The sequence below is a fragment of the Thiothrix sp. UBA5583 genome (assembly GCA_002425225.1).
GTDB classification, from domain to species: Bacteria; Pseudomonadota; Gammaproteobacteria; order Thiotrichales; family Thiotrichaceae; genus Thiothrix; species Thiothrix moscowensis.
On record DILV01000028.1, the window covers coordinates 1 to 21,413 of the forward strand.

Below are 21,413 nucleotides of genomic sequence, written 5' to 3' on the forward strand. Positions count from 1 at the left end.
ATTATATTTTTACATATTATATAAAGAAGAAAACAGAGACAACGGGAGCAGGTGCACTGTGTCTTTCTTTTTTTTTTTTTCTTCCTCCCTCCACGAAAACCCCCCAAAAACACATAATGCGCCTTGATTTTTTGTAACTAGTTTTAAACTAAAGACCGAATGGTTTGTATAGAAGGCTCTCCCGCGAATTGTTCGAGTGTGTTTGCCGTCGATGTTTCCGCTATAATCTGCCCCTTTCCAACCATGTGCACAACCCGATACCATGACTGACCGCCTGCAAGAAACCGCCCGCCGCCGCACTTTCGCCATCATTTCCCACCCGGACGCGGGTAAGACCACCATGACCGAAAAGGTGCTGCTGTTCGGGGGGGCAATCCAGCTTGCGGGGACGGTCAAAGGCCGCAAGGCCGCCCGCCATGCCACCTCTGACTGGATGGCGATGGAAAAGGAGCGCGGGATTTCCGTCACCTCCTCGGTGATGCAGTTCCCCTACAACGGGCGCATCGTCAACCTGCTCGATACGCCGGGGCACGAGGATTTCTCGGAAGATACCTACCGCGTACTGACAGCGGTTGACTCCGCGCTGATGGTGATCGACGTAGCGAAAGGGGTCGAGGAACGCACCATCAACCTGATGGAAGTCTGCCGCCTGCGTGACACGCCGATCATGACCTTCATCAACAAGCTCGACCGCGAGGGCAAAGAGCCGATTGAACTGCTGGATGAGGTCGAAACCGTCCTCAAGATCAAATGCGCCCCGATCACCTGGCCGATTGGCATGGGCAAGCGCCTGAAAGGTATCTACCACCTGTATCAGGACAAGGTGATCCTCTACAAGCCGGACACCGAACGCCGTCAGGAATACGACGAAATCCACGGGCTGGACAACCCAGAACTGGATGAGAAACTCGGCACGCAGGCACAGGAATTACGCGACGAAATCGAGTTGGTACAAGGTGCCAGCCACGAATTCAACTTGCAGGAATACCTCGACGGTAAACTCACACCCGTCTATTTCGGCACAGCGTTAAACAGCTTCGGCATCCGCGAGTTGCTGGATGATTTCGTGGAAAATGCCCCCGCTCCGCAAGCTCGCCCGACTACCACTCGCAAGGTCGAAGCGGGTGAAGAAGCCTTTACCGGTTTCGTTTTCAAAATCCAGGCCAATATGGACCCGCAACACCGTGACCGTATGGCATTTATGCGCATCTGTTCCGGCAAGTTTGAAAAGGGTATGAAAGCCAAGCATGTGCGCATCGGCAAAGATGTGAAAATCCCTGACGCGCTTACCTTTATGGCATCCGACCGCGAACATGTGGAAGATGCTTACCCCGGCGACATTATCGGCATCCATAACCACGGCAGCATCCGCATTGGGGATACTTTCACCCAAGGCGAAAACCTGCAATTTACTGGCATCCCTAACTTCGCCCCGGAACTGTTCCGTCGGGCGCAACTGCGTGACCCGCTGAAAATGAAGCAGTTGCAAAAAGGTTTGGCAGAATTGTGTGAAGAAGGTGCAACCCAGTTGTTTAAACCGCTCAATAACAACGACTTGATCCTTGGTGCAGTCGGGGTGTTGCAGTTTGATGTGGTGGCACAGCGTCTGAAAGACGAATACAAGGTCGATGCCATTTTTGAAGGCGTGAATGTGCAGACGGCACGTTGGGTGACATCTGGCAACGAAAAAAAGCTGGAAGAGTTCAAGACCAAGGCAGCGCAGAATCTGGCTTACGATCATTCCGGTGAACTGGTTTATATCGCCCCGACCCGCATCAATCTGCAAATGGCGCAGGAAAAATGGCCGGACATCCAGTTCCATTCCACCCGTGAGCATGGCATCAATATTGCCTGAAAAGAAAAAGGCTACCCAGGGGAGCCGGATAGCCTGAACTTGCGAGGGTTAGTGTGATTTTTTAAGATTGACTATGTATTTATGGTAGTGTTGCGTGAATCACCATGAAGAATTGTAGTGCAACCTTGACGTAGCAGAGGGTATCTGTTTCCTGTTGTTTACCCTAGGCTTGTCAGGAGCTTTGAAATTCTGCCAGCAAGCCCCATATTGGTTGGGATGAAAAACAGCTTTGAGGACATCCCATGAGTAATCCGATCAATCTGGTGTGCCCGTCTTGTGGTGTCACCAACCGCGTGCCTGCCGAGCGGTCTGCCGAGGCCAAATGCGGCAAGTGCCACAGTCCCCTGTTCAATGCGCATCCTGTTGAACTGACGGGTGATAATTTCAGTAAACACCTCAGCCGCAATGACATCCCTGTCGTTGTGGATTTCTGGGCACCTTGGTGTGGGCCGTGCCGCATGATGGCTCCGGCATTTGCACAAGCGGCAGCGCAAATGGAACCGCAAGTGCGTTTCGCCAAGCTCAATACTGAAGACCATCAGATGATTGGGGCGCAGTACGGTATCCGCAGTATCCCTACCATGGCGGTATTCCGGGGTGGCAAGGAAATCGGGCGTATTTCCGGGGCAATGGGCGCGGCGGATATTGTGCGCTGGGTCAGCAGCCTGCTTTAGGTGGGTGTAATCTGTAGCGCCTTGTATATCAATACCAGCCCTGACAGTACTGCGGACAGCAGGAATATGTGCTTGAGGGGTTTGTTGCCTGCTTTGATACCTAGCGATGCACCCAAATAGGAACCTGTGACCGCGCCGAAGATCAGTCCTGGCGCAATTTCCCAGTGAATATGCCCCAAGGTTAGATGGGCAACCGCACCGATGGCATTCCAAACTAGCCCGTTGGCTGCCAGTGTCATGGCGGTGGAGTGCAACTGGTCGAAACGTAGCAGGTAGACATACAGCAGGGTAGTGAATACGCCGCTGGCTACCGAAATCCAGCCGGAATAAAATGCAATTGGGATCAGCAACAGGCTGCCAATGAGCACCTGCCTGCGCTGGATTTGTGGTGTGTGTTGCAGCCCGCTGGATTTTTTCAGCCATGAAACTGCCGCCATCAGCAGGATAAACACTCCTGCCAGCAATAGCATCAGGTTCTGGTCAAGTGCTGTCGCAAACAGCGTACCGGCTACCACGAATGGTGCACCCAGCAGCGCATTCCACCAGAAAACCTTCCAGTCGATCAGGTTTTCACGCGCATAGCGAAAAGTGCTGCCAATGCCGATGAAACCCACTGCCAGTTTGTGTGATGCCAGCGCGTTGATGAAGGGCAAACCGCTAAGGATCAGGATCGGCAGCAGGATCAAACCCGCCCCACCGCCTGCCAGTGCTGAAAAAAAGCACGCCACGAAACTGGCAATGGCACTGACTAGTATCACACCCCATGAAATGTCCAATATCCTGCTCCTGTCCATCAGATCGGGGCATATTGTGGCAGTTTGCCTGTCAAACGGACAAGCAATCAAATTTGTCGAAATATCTGCTAAAGTTAACAACATAAGTAGTGTTAGGGTTTGACAGATGCAGAATCATTCCGAGAGCAAGTGTTTGAATGTCCGCTGGGAAGGCAGGGCAAATTGCTTGCAATGTGCTATCCGCAAACAAACCCTGTTTGCCGATCTGAATGTGCAGGCAATGGAGCCATTGCTGCGCCCCATCCAGCAATACCGTTACCCGGCAGGCAAGCTGGTGTATGCCGAAGGTGTGGTGGCGCAACATGTTTTTGTGGTGCGTAAGGGCTTGCTCAAGCTGGAAGAAACCCTGCATGACGGCAACCTGCGGATTGTGCGGCTGGTCGAGCCGGGGCAGGTGGCCGGTATTGAAGCCCTGCTAGACCATTCCCACCGTTATGACCATAACGCAACAGCCTTGCAAGCGGCGGAAGTTTGCGAGATTCCCTATGTTATCTTGCACCGGTTGGCTGAACAGCATCCGGTATTTTTTGAAACACTGATGGAACACTGGCATCACCAGCTTCATGCAGCGGAGCAAGTGATCGTTGAGTTTTCAACCGGTACAGTACGGGAACGGGTCGCCAGAGCGTTACTCAAGCTGATTGCCTTGGCTGAAGCGGCAGGGGAGCAGCAAATACACTTACTGGGTGTGCGTGACATGTCGGCGCTGACAGGTGTTACCCGTGAATCCATCAGCCGGGTCATGGCAGAATTCAAGCGGACAAACATGCTGGTCAAACAGGATGATACTGGTATCAGCTATAACCGCGCAGGCTTGCAACGCTTTGCCTGGCAGGAAGACATTATCTGACTGATGATTTAATATTTTTATTAATTAATAATTTTAATTTACGAAATATATTTATCAGTATTATTTTCTGTAAATTCGCTGATAAGTGATAATTGTCAACATTGAATAATCTTGTTGCTATAAGCTGGTCTTGTTCTTAAGGGAAACGGATCAAGCGGTTTGGAAAGTGTTCCCCTGAAAGTGACGTACTAACACTACTTTAAGCAACTGACTAAGCAATGTTTAACAATAATCCCCATAGAACCCTCTGATCCGCCCTTTTCCAAGGGCGGATTTCTGTTTTTCAGGCTAAAACCTGATTTCTGTCAGGGAAAATGGATGGTGTAGCACGCAAAATGCCTGTACCAGCCAATATCGTAGAGGGTATTCAATGTCTGCACTGAAACGGATCTTTCATCCCACCGATTTGTCAGCCGCGAGCGAAACAGCGTTTTATCATGCTTTACGGATAGCCATGTCAGGGCACTCCGGCCTGACCATCATGCATGTGGCGGGTACTCATGGCAGTATCCACCGGGACGATTTTCCCAGTGTCAGTCACACCTTGGAGCAATGGGGCGTGATCCAGCCAGGTGGTGGGCGTGAGGCAGTCGACAAGCTGGATATGGCAGTCCGCAAGATTGTTTCACACAGCAAGAACCCGGCACATGCCTGCGAACATTATTTGCAATCCCATGCGGCTGATCTGGTGGTGCTGGCGGTGCATCAACATGCAGGTGTGATGCGCTGGCTGCATCACGCAGTGGGCACGCCGGTGGTCAGGAATTCCGGTGAGAAAGCCTTGATGATCCCGCATGGCATCAAGGGTTTTGTCAACCCGCAGGATGGCAGCATGGTATTGCGCAACATCCTGTTACCCATGACTCAGCATCCTCATCCGCAGGAAGCAGTTGGTGTGCTGCATTCCTTGCTGAACCAATTGGGGTTGGACGGTGGCACGGTGATATTGCTGCATGTCGGCAACGAGGCTGACGTACCCGTTGTGCACTTGCCTGCGGATAGCCGCTGGCAATGGCAGACGCAGGTCAGGCAGGGCAGTGTGGTCGACGTGATCCTGCAAACAGCCAGGGATACTGATTGTGATTTGCTGGTCATGCCAACTGAAGGGCGCAACGGCTTTCTGGATGCTTTGCGCGGTAGTACCACTGAGCAGGTTTTGCAAAAAACGGCATGTCCGTTGCTGACCGTACCTCTCTGATTTTCACTTTGCACAGCTAAACCGGGTATGATGTTGCTTTCAGAATAAAGACAGGAAGCCGCGTCGTGTCCAACACCACCCCCTACAGCAATACGCGCCAACGTTGGGCGTGGGCCTTTTATGACTGGGCCAATTCGGCGTTTGTGATGACGGTGATGGTGGTGTTTTTCCCTATCTTTTTCCGCGATTACTGGGCCAAGGGGCTGCCTTCCGAAGAAATTACCCTGAATCTGGGGATCGCAACTTCAGGGGCAAGCCTGCTGGTCATGTTGATGGCTCCCTTTCTGGGTGCGCTGGCGGATCAGGGCAACTTGAAAAGGCGTCTGCTGATAGGCTTTGCTACTTTGGGGATGCTGGCAACCTCCGGTTTGTACTGGCTGGCGGAAGGGCAATGGCAGTTGGCAATGCTGGTGTATGTGCTGGGTGCTATCGGTTTTCTGGGCGGGAACATTTTCTATGACTCGCTGCTGGTGGATGTGGCGAGTGAAAAGGAACTCAACCGTACTTCTGCGCTGGGCTACAGCCTGGGGTATTTGGGGGGCGGTTTGCTGTTTGCCCTGTGTGTTTGGATGACTTTGCAGCCAGAACTGTTCGGGTTGGCATCCAAGACGGATGCGGTGAAAGTGTCTTTCCTGCTGACAGCGTTATGGTGGGCACTGTTTGCCATTCCCTTGTGGTTATGGGTGGGGAAACAGCCGCAGAATGCCGTGCCACCAACGCGGGCGTTACCGTTGGGGCAACTGTTCCGCAATGCGCTGGCTGAGTTGCGCGATACCTTCCGGCATATCCGCCAGCAGCGGGTGGTGTGGTTGTTTTTGCTGGCCTACTGGTTCTACATCGACGGGGTGGATACGGTGGCTTTCATGGCGGTGGATTTTGGTAAGACGATGGGGTTTGATACTTCCAGCCTGATTACTGCTTTGCTGATTACCCAGTTTGTGTCTTTCCCGGCGGCGTTGGCCTTTGGCTGGATTGGCAACTGGCTGGGGGCAAAAAATGGCATTCTGTTGGCATTGGGCGGGTATGTGCTGATCATTGTTGGGGCAACTTTCATGCAGGATGTGGATGATTTTTACAAACTGGCACTGTCAGTTGGTCTGGTGCAGGGTGGGGTGCAGGCGTTGAGCCGTTCGCTGTATGCCAGCCTGATTCCGCCAGAACGTGCTGCCGAGTTTTTCGGTTTCTACAACATGCTGGGCAAGTTTGCGGCGGTGCTGGGGCCGTTGCTGGTCGGTTGGGTTGGCCTGATGACAGGATCGCCACGTATGGGGCTGTTGGCGATCCTGTTGCTGATCGGGCTTGGTGGTCTGCTGTTATGGCTGATGCCAAGCAGCAAACAGCCTAACCGGGCAGGGCAGTAACACTTTTGCCGTGCAGGAAGTTGCTCAGTGACCATACGGACGAGCTGAAAATTCTGCTGAACAGCTTAATCCTGACCCGCCAAGGTAAATCATTAAACAAAGTTGCCTTGCTCAGCAGCCAGCGTATTTCCAGCCCGCGCATCACTTTGTCAAACAGGCGTCTGTTGCTCATTTCCTTGACGTAGGTTGAGCCGCTATGTGAGCGGTAAATCTTGAGGGGAGGGGTTGGCAAGGTGGCAATGGAGCCTTTGGTTGCGACTTGTGCCAAAAAGGGGACTTCCAGATCAGCGACCATGTTTTTCCATGCCTTGGCCGGAAATTCGCAGCGTTTGGCAACATCGGTGCGGTACAGGCCGAAAATACAGTGATACAGGTGATTGGGGTCGCCGTAGTTAAAAAACAGCAGGCGGTTTTCCGCTTGTTTGCCCAGTACTTTGGGCAGGCGAATGGCATCCATACGGTCAACATGAATGACTTCCTGACGGTCGTTTATGGTTTTGACATCCGTCATGACCAATGCCAGTTCGGGGTTGGCTTCAAGGCATTCGACCATGCTGGCGATGAACTCGGGTTCACACAGGTCGTCAGAGGCTGTCCACATGAAATATGTGCCACGGGCTTCATCCTTGACGAAGCGGAAGTTACCGAAAACGCCCAGATTGCGTTGCTGGCGTATGTAACGGATGCGGGTATCCTTGCGGGCATATTCCTGGCAAATGGCTGCTGTGCCATCGGTGGAGCCGTTGTCTGAAATGATGATTTCAAAGTCTGTAAATGTTTGTGCCAACAGCGAATCCAGGGTTGTGGGGAGCAGTTTTTCGCGATTGTAAACAGGAAGGCCAATACTGACAGTTGGGTTCATGTTATTCCTCAACTTTGCGTAAAAGAGGATTTAAGATGGTCAGCCAAGCGTAAACACAAGGCTAACATGGTCATGGTTGGGTTTGCATAACCACCGGATGGAAAAACAGCGCTACTGGCAATGTAGCAGTTGTTAACGCCATGAATCTTACAATTGCTGTCAACCACCGAAGTGGTTGGATCATTGCCCATACGTGCGGTACCCATCAGGTGGTGGCAAGTGTGAGAGTAATAATTAAGTTTGTTGCCATTATGTTCATGGTAGGAATGAAATTCGCCAAAGCCTTGGGCTTGCAAACCTTCAACCAGCTTTTTTTCAGTCTTGATAATGGATTGGGTGTCTGTTTCATCCCAGTCCATATGCACGGCAATACGTGGCATACCCAGTGCATCCCGCGTATTGCTGAGCGTTACCCGGTTGGTCTTTTTGGGGCGTTGTTCTGCCAGCCCCATCAATTCAATAATCTGGTAACGTTTGTCCAGTTCTTTGGGGGAGAGCTTCGACCAGCCGCCAGTGGCAAGACCGGGCATTAGAACCATGCCATTGAAATACTTCTGGTAAGCGATGTGTATCAAATAAGGCAAGCCTTTGACAAGGTTAACCGTGTTTCGCCATAAAGAGTGTTCCATTGGTTTGGTTTGTTTTATTGCCCAGGCAAATTCCTGGACACTTTTGAAAGCGTTATAGTTCTTCTCATTGGGTTTGGGAAATAACATGGCTTCAAGGTTTTGCAGGTTTTCTTGCTTTTTCAATGCTTCAGGCAAGCCGATACTGCCAATAACCGATACGCCGTTAATGTCCCGCATGTCGTAAAATTTCAGTTTTTCATGCATATTGGGACTGATTTTGAAATAGCCGTGGAATATCAAACTATGGTCAATGTAGTAGCGCCCAACCACGTCGTTGTTGTTGCCAAGCCCGTCAGGATGGCACTGGCTTTTTGAATTAAGCAGGATTTGTGGTACGCCAAAGCCACTTGCGGCAAGGATGAACTGGTCAGCTTCAACGGTCATGGTATTGCCATTCGGCGCAAGTACTTTGGCGGCAAGCACGTTGCTGCCATCGGTACTGGTGATCAATTCACTGACTGTGGCGTTACGGTACAGGTGATGGGTAGGGCTGTTTTGCAGTTTGGCAGGAAATGTTTTGGTGAAATAATCTGTGCCGCAGAAAGAGAAAATACCGGAATTGATCGACTGATTGGTCAGGGTTGCTCCCTGGGTGTTGCCTTTCCATATAGCCAGATTGTCATAGGCGAAAGGGCCAAGGTTGAGCAGATGGTGCAAACGCTCGTAGTATGGATCAATTTCCTCTCTGGATAATGGCCAAGTGGCAAAATCCAGCGGTTGCAAGGGTACAAAACGGAAACCATTGGCATTGTTGCCTGCCATTTTGACGATCCAGTGATTGGCAGTTCCACCGACCTGTCTGGCTCTGACTTCGTGTGTTGCCTGATTCAACATGCCTGAAAGGAAACCTTTGTTCAGGTCATCGCCATAGCGGCTTGCCTTGTCATCGCCGCTTTCAAGCACAACAACACTTTGTTTGCCATCACTAAACTCATTGGCGAGTGTCATGCCTGCTGGGCCGCTACCAATAATGCATACGTTGGTTTTGATGATTTGGTTGTTGGTAACTGATTGCATATTGTAATGCATAAAATATAGACACCATATTTTTTAAATATTTTTAACGGATTATGGCGAATCGCTACAAATGAAAACGCTGGTCAGTGTTTCTATGATGCTCGCCCATCACTTACTGTGAAGTATAGTGGGTTACATGAGAAATGCAGCAACCGCTCATTCAATTTTACGGAAATTTTACGGGTTTTCTTGCTTGAAGTTAGCAACAGTGCAAATGTCGGTATGAATCAGCAGACGAGCGGTTGGCAGGGTATGTGTGACCGATGTAGTGAGGTTTTGTTTGTATTTTGCGCATAAAAAAGCCCGCTTTTCGCAGGCTTTTGATAATAATGGCGGAAAGGGAGGGATTCGAACCCTCGATACGTTGCCGTATACACACTTTCCAGGCGTGCTCCTTCGACCACTCGGACACCTTTCCGCAGAGACTTGCCATCAGGCAAAATCAAGGGCGCAATCGTAGCGCAGGAAACGTGGCTTGTAAACCGCTGCGTGACTTGACCGTCAGGAAATTTACACTTGGTCGGGTCAGGTTCGACAAAAGGTCAGTTGGTGCGCTAGTCTCACCAGTGGGCTTAACAATAAAAAAACACACACATGGCATTCATTCCAAAACTTCAAGCATTCATGCGCTGGTGGGGCGAGGGCTTATATGCCAGTCTGCCGGATGGCTTGCGTAAACTGTTCCGTCGGGATTTGCCGCGTCTGGTGTTGCACATGCAGGACGAGCAAAGTGCCCGCATTTTCTGGGAAGACGACGGCAAGCAACAAGAGCGTGGTGAGTGGTCGCTGGCTGATGCGGATCGTGCTTCCCTGTCAGGTTGGATCCCAGCCAAGGCAGCCCACAAGCCTTGGCAGATCGAGTTGCGTTTGTGCAAGGCACAAGTGTTGCGGATGCAGCGCCATTTCCCGGAAGCGGTCAAGGACAGCCTGCGTCAGGTTGTGGGCTACCAGCTTGACCGTCTGACCCCATTTGCCCCCGACAATGCCCTGTATGATGCGCGGGTGGTGCAACACGACAAGGTGCGCAAGGAATTGCTGGCAGATATTTATGTCGCACCACGCCATCTGGTCGAGCGTTTACTGCGGCAATTGGCAGACAGTGGCATTACCCAGGTTCACACGATTTCCACGGTAGATGCACCCGGTAAAGTCAATCTGGCGCATGAGCAGCAAGCCGGTGAAGCCAGTTCTTGGTCCATGATTCCGCTTTATCTGTTTCTGGGAGCGCTGGTGGTGTCTCTGTTGGCACCGCTGGCGTACAAATACCGCCGTCTGGAACAGATTGAAACTGCTGTGGCGGAGTTGCGCCAGTCTTCCGCCGAACAACTGGCGATCCGCGACAAGCTGACCCAAGCCGAAGAAGCCTTGCGCTTTCTGGAAGAAAAACGCCGTACTTCGCCTGTCGCACTGGATGTGGTGGAAAAAATTTCCGCTGACATTCCTGCCCACACCTGGCTGGAACGCCTGAGTCTGGATGGCAAAACGCTGGAAGTGCGGGGCGAATCCGAAAAGGCATTGACCCTGATTGATACGCTGGAAGAGGCGCAGGAATTTGCCAATGTGCGCTTCAAGTCGCCCGTCACCCGCAATAAAGATAACGGGCGTGACCGTTTCCACATCGAAGCCAGTGTGGAGGTCGCTCATGCTGAATAATCCTGCCCTGAAAAAACACCAGACCCTGTTGTCGTGGGGGATGCTGGTAGTCGTGCTGCTGGCGCTGGTTTTCCTGCTGGTCTTGCCAGTATTGCAACTATCGCTGGACTACGGGCAGCGGATTGAAACCGGCTACCAGCAGTTGTCCCGTTTCCGCCAGATTGCCAATGCCACCCCTGAATTCATGGCGGAATACGAGCGGGTACAGCAGCAAGGGCTGGACAAACTGTTTTATCCGGCAGGTATGACTTCAGCACAAGTGGCGAAAGAGTTGCAGAAACATCTGGCGACTGTCATTACCCGCGACAACGGGGTGTTGATCAGTTCCGAGGTAGTGGAAGAGCAGCCGCAAACGGAAGGGGAAGCCAGTTCGGTATACGAGCGGGTCATGGTCAAGGCGGTGTTTCAAGCTAGCCCGGCCTTGTTGCGCGAAGTTTTGCATCAGGCTTACCGGGCACGTCCGCTGATGTTTGTGGAAAGCCTCGACATCAAACCGCTGGAAGGCTTGGGGGCAGACAAGCAGGTAGTCAAGGCTGAAGTGCGAATTTCCACTTACTGGCGCGGTGGTGAGGTGAAACATGAAGAAACTGATTGATCCGCCCATTCAGGCATTCTTGTTGCTGACGGGCTTGTTATTGCTGGCAGCTACCGGCTGGAGCCTATTCAACCTGAAAATGCAGGATGAAAACCAGTCGGGTGCGGCTGGTGGGGTCAGCGTGCAGATTCCTGATGCCAGCGTGCTGGATGTGCCTGATTTGAATGCTTATCCGCAAATGGTGGCAACCCCGTTGTTCTGGGAAGCACGCAAAGCGCCCGAGGCGCCCAAGGTGGAGCTTGCCGAGCAGCCTGTTGCCCTACCGGTTGATACGGCTTTGCCGGAAGGTCGACTGATCGGCATTATTGATGTAGGCGACCATTTGTTTGGGGTTATGCAGAATGCCACCGGGGTCAGTAGCCATTTACGTAAGGGTGATATGTGGGGTGCGTGGAAGGTCAGTGGTATTGATCCCGACCGTTTGATCCTGAAGCTGGGTGATCAGGAGAAAGACCTGCCGCTGGTAGGAGACTTTACCGCACCGCAGGAAAACCCCAAGGTGGCGGAAGCACGGCAATTGCGTGAGCAACAGGCTGCCCAGCAAGCACAACAAGCCCAGCAGGCACGTCAGCAGCAACAGGCAGCAGTACCAGCAGTGCCGCTTGTACCTCCACCACAAACTATGCCAACAGGTGATCCGGCAGCGCAGAATGCAGGCTTGCCATTTCCGGCTGATACCAGCAAGCAACCTCCCGCCTTGTCGGTCAAGGATGCCCTGGAAGCCCGTCAGCGCCTGATGGCATCACGCTGGGGGGCATTGGGTGGCAATGAGGCAGAGGCAGTGCCTGCACCGGCAGGAAACACCGCTGGTCAGCAACGGTAAAGCGATTATCCGATAAACTGTACTTTTTATCGGCTGGTAAACCGATTAACATGATGAGTACCGAGCACTCCTGAACGCCAGTTCGGGATGCTGCAATAATAAAAACAAATGGGGTTAGCTTTGTGAATTACAGGGGCAGCATGATGGGGCTGGTCGGTGTTGCGGTGCTTATGTCCGCTTGCACGTCGATCAAAAACAGCCCAGGCTATCGTGACAACATGAAATCCGGCGGTTTTCAACGCAGCGCAGCCATCAAGGAACTCAACGATGGCGTTTACTCCTATCCAAAACTCAGACCTGCCAGCCACGTTACTACTGAGCAGCCAGCCAGTCAGCGTGAAGAAGGCGGTTCTACGCCTGCGTGGGATGCGATGAAGCCATCCGGCACGACGGCCGACAAGAAAACGGGTGATGTGGAACTGATTCTGGGCGATCGGGAATATTACCGCTCCGATGTCAAGCGCCCACAAATCGGCGGCAAAAGCACAGATGACGGGGTGGCACTGAATTTTGAACGTGCCAGCATTCGCGAAGTGGTGAAAGTGGTGCTGGGGGATATCCTCAAGCAAACCTATACTGTCGAGCCGGGGGTGGAGGGTGAAGTGACCATCAATTCCAGCGAACCCATTCCGCGTGATGCCCTGATTCCTACCCTGGAATCCCTGCTGCAAACGCAGGGAGCCGCGCTGTACAAGGATGATACCGGCAATTATCGGGTGGCGGCGCGAGCCAACCTCAAGGGGCGCGGTTTCATGCCATCTGCAGGCAAGATTGCGCCGGGATACGGTATCCAGGTTGTACCCTTGCGTTACATTCCAGCCGCCGAAATGCAAAAGATTCTGGAGCCACTGGCAAACCCGGAAGCCTTTGTGCGGGTTGATCCGAACCGTAACCTGCTGGTGCTGGCGGGAACCAGTTCCGAACTTGCTAACCTGATGGCGACCGTCAAGACGTTCGACGTGGATGTGCTGAAAGGCATGTCGGTAGGTTTGTACCGGGTCAAAAGCGTGGAAGCGGCTGTGGTAGCGAAAAATCTGGATGCCCTGTTCGGTGAAAGTGGCAACAGCCCGATGGCTGGTATGATCAAGATCATGCCCATCGAGCATATGAACAGCATCATGATCATTTCAGCCAACCCCGATTACCTCAAGGACATGAAGGACTGGGTTGACCGTTTTGATCAGGTCAGCCCGACCGCAGGCCAGCAACTGTTTGTTTACCATGTGCAAAACGGCTCTGCTGAACATCTGGCGGAAATGCTCAACCAGATTTTTGGTGGCAAGAAAAGCAGTGGCGGTAAAAGCGCATTGGCAGGCAGTAGCACTTCCAGCCTTGCCCCAGGTTTGCAACCGGCAACCGTAGGTGGGGATGGTCAGGCTGTCAAAACAGGCGTGGAATCTGCCAAAACCATGCTGGGCGATAGTGGTACGGGTGGTATGAACATTGACCCGGATGCTGAAGTGCGGATCGTGGCAGACAAGACCAACAACTCGTTGATGATCATGTCTACCAATGATACTTACCAGCAGATTCTGGAAGCGCTCAAGCGCATTGACGTGATGCCGATGCAGGTACAGGTGGAAGCCTCCATCATGGAAGTGACCCTGACCGACGGGCTGGAGTATGGCTTGCAGTGGTATTTCAAGAACAATGGCAATGCTTTTGGAGCCAAGGGACTGGGTGACTTGGCGACTGAACCGGGCGGTTTCTCGTTCTCAACCACGCTAGGGTCTGACCGCGTGCTGGGCGCCATCAATGCGCTGGCACGGGAATCGAAGGTGCGTGTTTTGTCGTCGCCCTCCATTCTGGTGCTGGATAATCAGACAGCTTCCATCCGGGTGGGCGATCAGCAACCCATTTTTACTGGCAAGTTGAATGATGCTAATGGTGGAACTTCCACCACCGTACAATACAAGGACACCGGGGTTTCCCTGCAAGTCACGCCACACGTGAATTCCAACGGGTTGGTGAAAATGGACATCCAGCAGGATATTACTGATGTGGGTGAAATTGACGCAGCGACCAACAACCGCAGCTTCCTGCAACGCAACATCAAGAGCAACGTGGCAGTCAAGAGTGGTGAAACCATCGTGCTGGGTGGCCTGATCCGCGATAACAGTTCGGAAGGCCGTAACGGTGTGCCGGGTCTTTCCAAGTTGCCAGTAGTCGGTGGTGTGTTCAGTGGCAGCAGCAGTGGCGGCAAACGCACCGAATTGCTGGTGCTGATTACGCCGACTGCTATCAAGGATCAGCGCGATCTGGTCAAGACTGGCGAGGAGATGCGTGATCGTATGCAACGTTTGATGGATGGGGACAAGTTCCTGCCGCAATTGAAGGGGCAATATGTTAACTAAGGTTCATGGTTATCTCTGGGGTGTTTACCTGTCAGTGTTGCTGGCAGGCTGTGGGGGCATGACGGCGGAAAAGGATGTGGCTGAGGCCGCGCAGAAACGCTGGGAATACCTGATTGCCGGAAATTTGGAACAGGCTTACCACTACTACACGGATGCTTTCAAACAGGCTACCCCTTACGAGCATTTCAGGAACAATGTGCGTGGAACAGGTTTGTGGAACAGGGCGACGGTGGAAACAGTGAAGTGTGATGATTCCGCCAGCCGTTGTACCGTGACGCTTGATGTGACGGTCAGCATGAAAATGCGTGGTTTGTCCAAGCCTGTCGAGAGCTCTGACCGCGTAGCAGAGGTTTGGGTGAAGGAAGGCTGGTTTTCAGACTGGCGGTATATAAAAGAGTAATGTCTGGTATAAGAACAATGGATAGACTGGCTTATAATGGACGCATAACGCTCTAGGGCCGGTTTGGGTTCAAGAACAAGAAAAACGATTTAAAAGATCAGTTTACACTCCGTCAATAATATAAAAGATAGAACGAGGAGGCACGCAAGTGTTCAAAAAGCATAAAATCGCCCTGGGCGTTTCGGCTGGTATCCTGGGGGTAGTGGGAGCCTTGACGAGCGCACAGGCAGTCCACTTGAACCCGGATGGCACAGGTCAGGTACTGCTTTTCCCTTACTTCAATGCCCAACAGGGTTATCAGACCAACATCAATCTGGTGAACTCCACTGACCAGACCAAGGCTGTCAAAATCCGTTTCCGTGAAGGCAAGTACAGTAATGACATTCTTGACTTCAATATCTACATGTCGCCAGAAGACGTGTGGGTGGGTACGGTCAAGGCCGGGGATGATGGCAAAGGCAATCTGATCGGTCATCTGCGCACGACCGACAAGTCGTGTACCCTGCCGATGGAGGCTGCGGCTGACTGTGATTCTACAGGGGCTGACGGGAAAAACCGCTGTGAGGCGGTCGTGCCGTTTACCGGGCACAACCTGTACAAAAATGTGACGGCTGATGATACCCGTGAAGGTTATATCGAAGTCATCGAAATGGGCGTGGTGGAAGATGCCGCTGTCCAGACCGGTGTGTTGCACAATAAGGGTAAGCCAAACGACTGTAAAACGGTTGAGGAAGCCTGGAAGAAAGGCAGCTTCACGCAGGGTGCTGGTTCAGCCGCCAAAGGGTTGAGTGCTCCAACGGGTGGCTTGTTTGGTTCCTCTGCAGTGCTTAACGTGTCTGCCGGTGCTGCCTTTACCCTGGATCCTGTCGCTATCGACAACTACAGTACCCAGGCTCAGCATTACCTCTCCCACGATCCTGACAAGTTCCTGTTGCCATCGCTGGCATCCGGTAACGTTGACAGCAGTAGCCTGATGGTCAAGAAGCCATCCGGTGAAGCCGAGCTGGTTGTCACCACCTGGAACCAGACACAGGATACCTGCCTGAATGACGGCGATGCCCTGACTCCGGCTTGCGGAACCAACCCGTATCCGATCGCGCATGTCTTGTTAGCGCCTCACCTGATGAACGAATACTACCTCGACCCGTCATTCGGGTATGACGGGCATACTGACTGGGTAGTGACCTTCCCGATGAAGAAACACGGTATCCACGCTACCAAGAAGGACGTGCTGGCGAACTTTGAAAAAGGCATTTATGACCGTGAAGAAGGGCGTGCCAACTGGACAGCGACACCGGGTGGTCAGGTCACTGACAGTTTCGGCTTCTCACCGCCGGTCGGTATCAATGCTACCGTGGATGATTCCAGTATGCTGTTGCGTGAAGTTAACGTCATCAGCTTCAAGTCTACGGATCTGTCTTACGATGCCAGCCGTACAGTATTGTCCAGCTCATCCAAGCAGACACTCAGTGTAGGGCCGTTTATCAGTGGTTGGGCGCGTTTGTCCTTCCCAGGGTATGACTTGTCCAGTGGCTTCAAGTCAGCAGCGGCCTACAGCGCGACCCCGAGTGCTTATGCGGCGACCAGTGGTATCTATAAAGGTGTGCCAGCCACAGGTGCATCCTTCATCGAAGGTACCACCGGGAAAGGTGGTCAACGTGTGGGTGATGCATTGCCACACAAAATCCAGCGTGATTAATTCCTGACTGGTGACAGGGGTGGTGTACCTCCACCCCTGTCTGTTTGTATTTGTTTTTGGCTTGCTAACTGGTAATGATGCTTATGCTGCGTAACGTTGTTTTAGCGCTGTTATGCGCATGTTCCCTGACGGCTTATGCCGCTGATACACCCTCGCCTGATACGTCTGTTCCGCCCGCTGAAAGTCTGTTTATCCGGGATGCTCTGGTGGAAAAAGGGCTGGCAACAGGGCTGGACAAAGACCCTGAACTTGCGCGTTTGGTGGAAGAATTCCGCAAGGAACAGCTTGCCCGTTTGGCATTGAATGCCATACTCACGGAAAACATGCCTGACTTTAATTCGCGGGCGGAAGAACTCTATCAGGTACGCAAGGACAAGGCTTATTCCCTGCCACTGCGTTTGCGTGTACGGGTACTGGAAATGGATGCCAATGGCGACAAGGAAGCCGCGACAATCAAGAAACTGGAAGAATTGCGCGAACAAATTGCTAGTGGCAAGCTGGATTTCAAGATTGCCGTCCTTCAGCACAGTGAAGCGGCTGACCGCAAACTGACCGAGGGTGACAGCCAGTGGTTTTACAAGGGGCAAAAGCCGGATGTTTTCTACGAAGCTGCCGAGCAATTGACGCCAGAGCAACCGCTCAGCAAGGTGGTCGTCCATCGTGGCAGTGCCTGGCTATTGTACTTGCTGGAACGCAAGGCTCCAGAAGTCCGCCCGCTGGATGAAGTCAAACCGGAAATCATTGCCGAGTTGCAGCGTGAATACCGTGAATCCCAGGAAAAAACCTTGCTGGATGGTTTGCGCGAACAGTTCCGGCAAAAAAATGCCAGTAATACGGCTCCTGATCCGGCCGCTGGCACAAACAGGTGAATCGGGCGAACCTGACACTGTTCCGACAACTGTTACAACGTGATCTGCGCGAACGTTATACCGGAACAGCACTGGGCGTATTCTGGTTACTGGCGCAACCATTATTCATGCTGTTGGTGTACGCTCTGGTATTTGGGGAAATCCTGCAAGTGCGTTCCGGCGGTCAGGCTATGGCATCGACCGCAACATTTGCCGCCTGGCTGTTTGCCGGGTTGGGTATGTTCAATGCACTGGCGGAAGTGTTGGTACGTTCGCCTGCCATCCTTGCCGAGCGGCGCGATATATTACTGAATTCCCCCTTGCCTGCCGGGCTGTTGCCGCTGTTGCCGGTTGGTGCTTCTGTTTGGCTGGAATTGCTGTCGGTAGGTTTGCTGCTGCTGTGGCTGTGCTTGCAAGGGCAGTGCTACTGGCAGGCGTTTTTCTGTTACCCGCCTTTCCTGTTGTTGCGTATCCTGTTGTCAGTGGCGCTGGCGTATGCACTGGCGGTATTGGGTGTGTTCCTGCGTGACTTGCGCCAAATGATGCCGCCTTTGCTGACGGTGTTGCTTTTGTTGTCCCCCATCGTTTATCCACTGGATGCCGTGCCGGAACGTTTCCACGGCTGGTTTGGGTGGAATCCGCTGGCACAACTGGTGCAAGGCTACCGTGCCGCTTTGCTGGAAGGTATCTTCCTGTGGGAAAGTTTTGCCTTGCTGTTGGTATGGGTAGTGATGTTGCTGCCATTGGCGCTGCTGTTGTTCCGGCAGTTGATGCCTCGGGCGAGGTATGTGCTATGAATCCGGGGCTGGCGATCAGGCTGGTGCAAGCGGGTATTGCTTACCGGCGTTATGCGCATCCGCGTGATGCCTTGCTGGAATGGCTGTTGCGCCGCCCGCGTCATGCCTGTTTCCATGCTTTGCAGGACATTAGCCTGGATGTAGCGGCTGGTGATTCGCTGGGCATTGTCGGTGACAATGGGGCAGGCAAGAGTACTTTTCTGAAAATGCTGGCGGGAAATTTGCCACCAACCAGTGGGAGCTGCGTCGTTCAGGGCAGGCGTTCCGCCTTGCTGGAACTGGGGAGCGGCTTGCACCCCGACTTCAGTGGTGTGGATAATGCCCGCATGGGGTTGGCACTGCGCGGGCTTACCCATGCTGACATCGAGCGCAAGCTGCCGGAGGTGCTGGCGTTTGCCGAACTGGGCGAATTTGTCCACCAGCCGGTCAAAACCTGGTCCAGCGGCATGGTGGTCAGGCTGGTATTTGCCATCGCTGCCGTGATTGAGCCGCAGGTGTTGATTGTGGATGAAGCCTTGTCGGTGGGCGACCAGTATTTCCAGAAAAAGTCACTCGACCGGATGCGGGCGATTCTGGAGGGGGGGGCGACGCTGGTATTCTGCTCCCACAACCTGTATCAGGTGCGGGAAATGTGCCGTCAGGCAATCTGGCTGGAACACGGCAGGGTACGGATGCAAGGCCCGGCACAAGCGGTGGTGGATGCCTATCAGGATGACGTGCGCGGAAGAACACTCCCTTCCCCCCTCGTGGGGGAAGGGTTGGGGATGGGGGGGAATCCCCGGCTTCTTTCCGTTACCCTCGAACGCAACACTTACCAAACCCTCGACCCTTTCACCATCACCATTCATGCCAGTCACGCTCAACACCCCCTGCACGACATCCACGTCGGTATTGTCATCCGCCGTAACGATGACATCCAGTGTTATGGCATCAGCACCGTGCACGATGGCGTGACCATGCAGCCGCTGGCTGAGGGTGTGGCTGCAACCAGGTTTGTGATTGATTCCCTGCCGTTGCTGTCGGGCGAATATTGTCTGGAAGTGTGGCTGATCGACGCCAGCGGCGTGCATGTGTACGACTCGCGCGAACGTTGTTGCCATTTCCGGGTACAACAGGCTTCGCAGGCGCAAGGCATTGGCATGGCATGGTTGCCACATCGCTGGGAAACGGTGGGGGTGGAAACCAATGCGCTGGCGGCCTGATACGTTTTCCTTGCGTTATAACCTGTTGTTTCCGGCTTATGCTCGCTTGCCACCGTCGCTGGGCTACCGGCTGGCTGCACAACAGGCATCTGTTTTCCGGCAACGCAGGCCGGAAGAGGAACAGGCCATCCGCACCCCGATGCAAGCCGCCTTTCCCCGTGCGAGTGCTGCGCAACTGTCCGGCTGGCTGGCTGATTACTACCGGATGGTGGAACAGGAAGCGCTGGACACCTGGTATCTGCATCAGCCGCCCATTCAGCAGGTGGTGGAGCTGCAAGGTTTTGCAGCGGTGGAACAGGCTCGCAGGCAAGGCAAACGGGTGTTGTTGACTGGTGGGCATTTCGGGCGCTTCTGGCTGGCTGGCCCGGCGATGCGTGCGGCGGGGCACACGACCGGCACGATTACCCGTGATGGCGGGCAGGAAAACAGCCACGGCCTGCATCCGGCAGAATACCGTTATCGCCTGTTCAAGCTGCAACGTTTGCAACAGGTACTGGGTGGGCCGTTTCTGGTGGAGGGTGATGACTTGCGCCCTTTGTATCGCGCACTGGATAAACACCTGATTGCGCTGATTTTTGATGTTCCTTACCCTCAAGTACACATGGGTAGCGTGACAGTTCCTTTCCTTGGGAGTAGGATAAGCCTACCTGCCGGTATTTATCGAATTGCAACAAAAACGAAGGCAGTGGTCGCGCCTTTTTTCATGCGCGATCTGGGGGATGGACGGGTAATCGCGGAATTTTCTGCGCTACTTGATCCGCCCGATTACGATGAATCAGCGATGATGAGCCAGCTCGCCAGCCAGCTTGAGGCAAGAATCACGGAAAGCCCCGGACACTGGTGGTTGTGGCCTGCATTGCCGCTGTTACAACGGGATAACAACTATGAATAAGGCCGCTTCCAAACTACCTTTGCATGACAACCATTCCCACAGCCAGATTGTGCGCCGTGTGCCGCGTTACGCGCATGTGCTGGAACTGGGCTGTGCCACCGGCAGCATGTCGAAACTGCTGAAAGAGCATTGCGATGCCACCATCATCGGCGTGGACAACAACCCGCGTACTGCTTGGCAGGCTCGTTGTTTCTGCGATTACGTTCTGACCGAGGATCTGGATGACCCGCACAGCCTGGATGCGCTGGAAGACGAGAAATTCGACGTCATTACCTTGGTCGATGTGCTGGAACATCTGCGAGATCCTGCCGGATTGTTACGCCGGGTCAAGCCCTTGTTGCTGGACGAAGGTCAGTTGTTACTGTCAGTGCCCAATATTGCCCATGCATCGGTACGGCTGGAATTGTTGCGCGGCAGTTTCCAGTATGAAGACAGCGGCATTCTGGACGCTTCCCACCTGAAATTTTTTACAGTTACCAGTCTGCAAGCCCTGCTGGCTGAAGCCGGTTTTGTGTTGCAAGCGCTGGAATACACCTGGCACGATCTGGCAGATGATGTCATCAGTGAATACCTGCAAGCCGCCGGTTTGGCAGTGACGCCGGAAGCCCTGGCAGCTTTCCACACGCCCGAAGCGATGGCTTACCAATTCATTGTGGCGGCTCAGCCAATGCAGGCTGCCACCCACCAGACCTTTGCCTTGCCATTGAAACCACTGACAGCCTCACAGGATACCTGGGCGGGCTTGCAGCAGGATTTGGCACAAACCCGGCAGGCGCTGGCAGATGCACAAGCAGAATTAGGCAGGGTGTACGCAACCCGTAGCTGGCAGATGCTGCGGCGAGGTGCGAATGCCTGGCGGGGTATTCAGTCGCGGTTCACGCACCATTGATACACTCGAAAACAGGCTAAA

19 protein-coding genes and 1 tRNA gene are annotated in these 21,413 nt (G+C 53.3%); 16 read left to right on the forward strand and 4 right to left on the reverse strand.

Annotated features, from left to right (window positions below):
- Positions 1-262 precede the first annotated feature (262 nt).
- Positions 263-1,855 (forward strand): peptide chain release factor 3, encoded by a 1,593-nt coding sequence (locus tag B2U47_RS11125; RefSeq protein ID WP_296675834.1) that lies wholly within the window; start codon positions 263-265, stop codon positions 1,853-1,855.
- A gap of 242 nt (positions 1,856-2,097) precedes the next feature.
- Positions 2,098-2,529, forward strand: a complete 432-nt coding sequence (trxC, locus tag B2U47_RS11130; RefSeq protein ID WP_296675837.1) for a thioredoxin TrxC — start codon at positions 2,098-2,100, stop codon at positions 2,527-2,529.
- Here the strand turns inward: trxC and B2U47_RS11135 are convergent.
- On the reverse strand, positions 2,526-3,305 hold the full coding sequence (locus B2U47_RS11135; protein ID WP_296675841.1) for a sulfite exporter TauE/SafE family protein: 780 nt from the start codon (positions 3,303-3,305) through the stop codon (positions 2,526-2,528). The genes trxC and B2U47_RS11135 overlap by 4 nt on opposite strands.
- Positions 3,306-3,429: 124 nt before the next feature.
- Between B2U47_RS11135 and B2U47_RS11140 the strand changes: the two genes are divergently transcribed.
- The 3 genes from B2U47_RS11140 (at position 3,430) to B2U47_RS11150 (ending at position 6,732) form a co-directional block, all read left to right on the forward strand.
- Positions 3,430-4,173 carry a Crp/Fnr family transcriptional regulator gene (locus tag B2U47_RS11140; protein ID WP_296675844.1) on the forward strand — a complete coding sequence of 248 codons (744 nt, stop codon included), beginning with the start codon at positions 3,430-3,432 and terminating at the stop codon, positions 4,171-4,173.
- Positions 4,174-4,543: 370 nt separating this feature from the next.
- A complete protein-coding gene (locus B2U47_RS11145; protein WP_296675846.1) occupies positions 4,544-5,371 on the forward strand; it encodes a universal stress protein in 828 nt (275 codons plus the stop codon).
- A gap of 65 nt (positions 5,372-5,436) precedes the next feature.
- Positions 5,437-6,732: an MFS transporter gene (locus tag B2U47_RS11150; RefSeq protein WP_296675848.1), complete on the forward strand. Its 1,296-nt coding sequence runs from the start codon at positions 5,437-5,439 to the stop codon at positions 6,730-6,732.
- On the opposite strand, the gene B2U47_RS11155 is transcribed toward B2U47_RS11150, so the two are convergent.
- From B2U47_RS11155 to B2U47_RS11165, 3 genes are all read right to left on the reverse strand, one after another.
- Positions 6,713-7,594: a glycosyltransferase family 2 protein gene (locus B2U47_RS11155; RefSeq protein WP_296675851.1), complete on the reverse strand. Its 882-nt coding sequence runs from the start codon at positions 7,592-7,594 to the stop codon at positions 6,713-6,715. The two genes, B2U47_RS11150 and B2U47_RS11155, sit on opposite strands and share 20 nt — an antisense overlap.
- Positions 7,595-7,602: 8 nt before the next feature.
- Positions 7,603-9,240, reverse strand: coding sequence for a GMC oxidoreductase (locus tag B2U47_RS11160; RefSeq protein WP_296675854.1), 1,638 nt, complete (start codon positions 9,238-9,240; stop codon positions 7,603-7,605).
- Positions 9,241-9,570: 330 nt separating this feature from the next.
- Positions 9,571-9,658, reverse strand: a tRNA-Ser gene (locus tag B2U47_RS11165).
- A 176-nt stretch (positions 9,659-9,834) separates the two neighbouring features.
- On the opposite strand from B2U47_RS11165, the gene B2U47_RS11170 reads away from it, so the two are divergent.
- The 11 genes from B2U47_RS11170 (at position 9,835) to B2U47_RS11220 (ending at position 21,392) form a co-directional block, all read left to right on the forward strand.
- Positions 9,835-10,893: a PilN domain-containing protein gene (locus B2U47_RS11170; protein WP_296675857.1), complete on the forward strand. Its 1,059-nt coding sequence runs from the start codon at positions 9,835-9,837 to the stop codon at positions 10,891-10,893.
- Positions 10,883-11,488, forward strand: coding sequence for a type II secretion system protein GspM (gene gspM, locus B2U47_RS11175; protein WP_296675859.1), 606 nt, complete (start codon positions 10,883-10,885; stop codon positions 11,486-11,488). The genes B2U47_RS11170 and gspM overlap by 11 nt, the downstream gene beginning before the upstream one ends.
- On the forward strand, positions 11,472-12,311 hold the full coding sequence (locus tag B2U47_RS11180) for a hypothetical protein (RefSeq protein WP_296675862.1): 840 nt from the start codon (positions 11,472-11,474) through the stop codon (positions 12,309-12,311). The genes gspM and B2U47_RS11180 overlap by 17 nt, the downstream gene beginning before the upstream one ends.
- A 122-nt stretch (positions 12,312-12,433) precedes the next feature.
- Positions 12,434-14,665, forward strand: a complete 2,232-nt coding sequence (gene gspD / locus B2U47_RS11185) for a type II secretion system secretin GspD (RefSeq protein WP_296675865.1) — start codon at positions 12,434-12,436, stop codon at positions 14,663-14,665.
- Positions 14,655-15,065 (forward strand): hypothetical protein, encoded by a 411-nt coding sequence (locus B2U47_RS11190; protein ID WP_296675867.1) that lies wholly within the window; start codon positions 14,655-14,657, stop codon positions 15,063-15,065. The genes gspD and B2U47_RS11190 overlap by 11 nt, the downstream gene beginning before the upstream one ends.
- A gap of 148 nt (positions 15,066-15,213) precedes the next feature.
- Entirely contained in the window at positions 15,214-16,764 is a 1,551-nt protein-coding gene (locus B2U47_RS11195) for a hypothetical protein (RefSeq protein WP_296675870.1), read from the forward strand.
- An 83-nt stretch (positions 16,765-16,847) separates the two neighbouring features.
- Positions 16,848-17,633, forward strand: coding sequence for a peptidylprolyl isomerase (locus B2U47_RS11200; protein ID WP_296675873.1), 786 nt, complete (start codon positions 16,848-16,850; stop codon positions 17,631-17,633).
- Positions 17,630-18,409, forward strand: coding sequence for an ABC transporter permease (locus tag B2U47_RS11205; protein ID WP_296675876.1), 780 nt, complete (start codon positions 17,630-17,632; stop codon positions 18,407-18,409). Before B2U47_RS11200 ends, B2U47_RS11205 begins: the two co-directional genes overlap by 4 nt.
- Positions 18,334-19,611, forward strand: coding sequence for an ABC transporter ATP-binding protein (locus tag B2U47_RS11210; protein ID WP_296675879.1), 1,278 nt, complete (start codon positions 18,334-18,336; stop codon positions 19,609-19,611). The genes B2U47_RS11205 and B2U47_RS11210 overlap by 76 nt, the downstream gene beginning before the upstream one ends.
- Positions 19,595-20,503: a lysophospholipid acyltransferase family protein gene (locus tag B2U47_RS11215; RefSeq protein WP_296675882.1), complete on the forward strand. Its 909-nt coding sequence runs from the start codon at positions 19,595-19,597 to the stop codon at positions 20,501-20,503. Before B2U47_RS11210 ends, B2U47_RS11215 begins: the two co-directional genes overlap by 17 nt.
- Positions 20,496-21,392 (forward strand): class I SAM-dependent methyltransferase, encoded by an 897-nt coding sequence (locus B2U47_RS11220; protein ID WP_296675885.1) that lies wholly within the window; start codon positions 20,496-20,498, stop codon positions 21,390-21,392. Before B2U47_RS11215 ends, B2U47_RS11220 begins: the two co-directional genes overlap by 8 nt.
- The last annotated feature ends 21 nt before the right edge of the window (positions 21,393-21,413 follow it).

Excerpts from the sequence above, each read along its gene's own strand:
- B2U47_RS11125 (WP_296675834.1), top strand. The coding sequence starts at position 263 with ATGACTGACCGCCTGCAAGAAACCGCCCGCCGCCGCACTTTCGCCATC.
- trxC (WP_296675837.1), top strand. The coding sequence starts at position 2,098 with ATGAGTAATCCGATCAATCTGGTGTGCCCGTCTTGTGGTGTCACCAAC.
- B2U47_RS11140 (WP_296675844.1), top strand. The coding sequence starts at position 3,430 with ATGCAGAATCATTCCGAGAGCAAGTGTTTGAATGTCCGCTGGGAAGGC.
- B2U47_RS11145 (WP_296675846.1), top strand. The coding sequence starts at position 4,544 with ATGTCTGCACTGAAACGGATCTTTCATCCCACCGATTTGTCAGCCGCG.
- B2U47_RS11155 (WP_296675851.1), bottom strand. The coding sequence starts at position 7,594 with ATGAACCCAACTGTCAGTATTGGCCTTCCTGTTTACAATCGCGAAAAA.
- B2U47_RS11160 (WP_296675854.1), bottom strand. The coding sequence starts at position 9,240 with ATGCAATCAGTTACCAACAACCAAATCATCAAAACCAACGTATGCATT.
- B2U47_RS11170 (WP_296675857.1), top strand. The coding sequence starts at position 9,835 with ATGGCATTCATTCCAAAACTTCAAGCATTCATGCGCTGGTGGGGCGAG.
- gspM (WP_296675859.1), top strand. The coding sequence starts at position 10,883 with ATGCTGAATAATCCTGCCCTGAAAAAACACCAGACCCTGTTGTCGTGG.
- B2U47_RS11180 (WP_296675862.1), top strand. The coding sequence starts at position 11,472 with ATGAAGAAACTGATTGATCCGCCCATTCAGGCATTCTTGTTGCTGACG.
- B2U47_RS11190 (WP_296675867.1), top strand. The coding sequence starts at position 14,655 with ATGTTAACTAAGGTTCATGGTTATCTCTGGGGTGTTTACCTGTCAGTG.
- B2U47_RS11200 (WP_296675873.1), top strand. The coding sequence starts at position 16,848 with ATGCTGCGTAACGTTGTTTTAGCGCTGTTATGCGCATGTTCCCTGACG.
- B2U47_RS11210 (WP_296675879.1), top strand. The coding sequence starts at position 18,334 with ATGGGTAGTGATGTTGCTGCCATTGGCGCTGCTGTTGTTCCGGCAGTT.
- B2U47_RS11215 (WP_296675882.1), top strand. The coding sequence starts at position 19,595 with ATGCGCTGGCGGCCTGATACGTTTTCCTTGCGTTATAACCTGTTGTTT.
- B2U47_RS11220 (WP_296675885.1), top strand. The coding sequence starts at position 20,496 with ATGAATAAGGCCGCTTCCAAACTACCTTTGCATGACAACCATTCCCAC.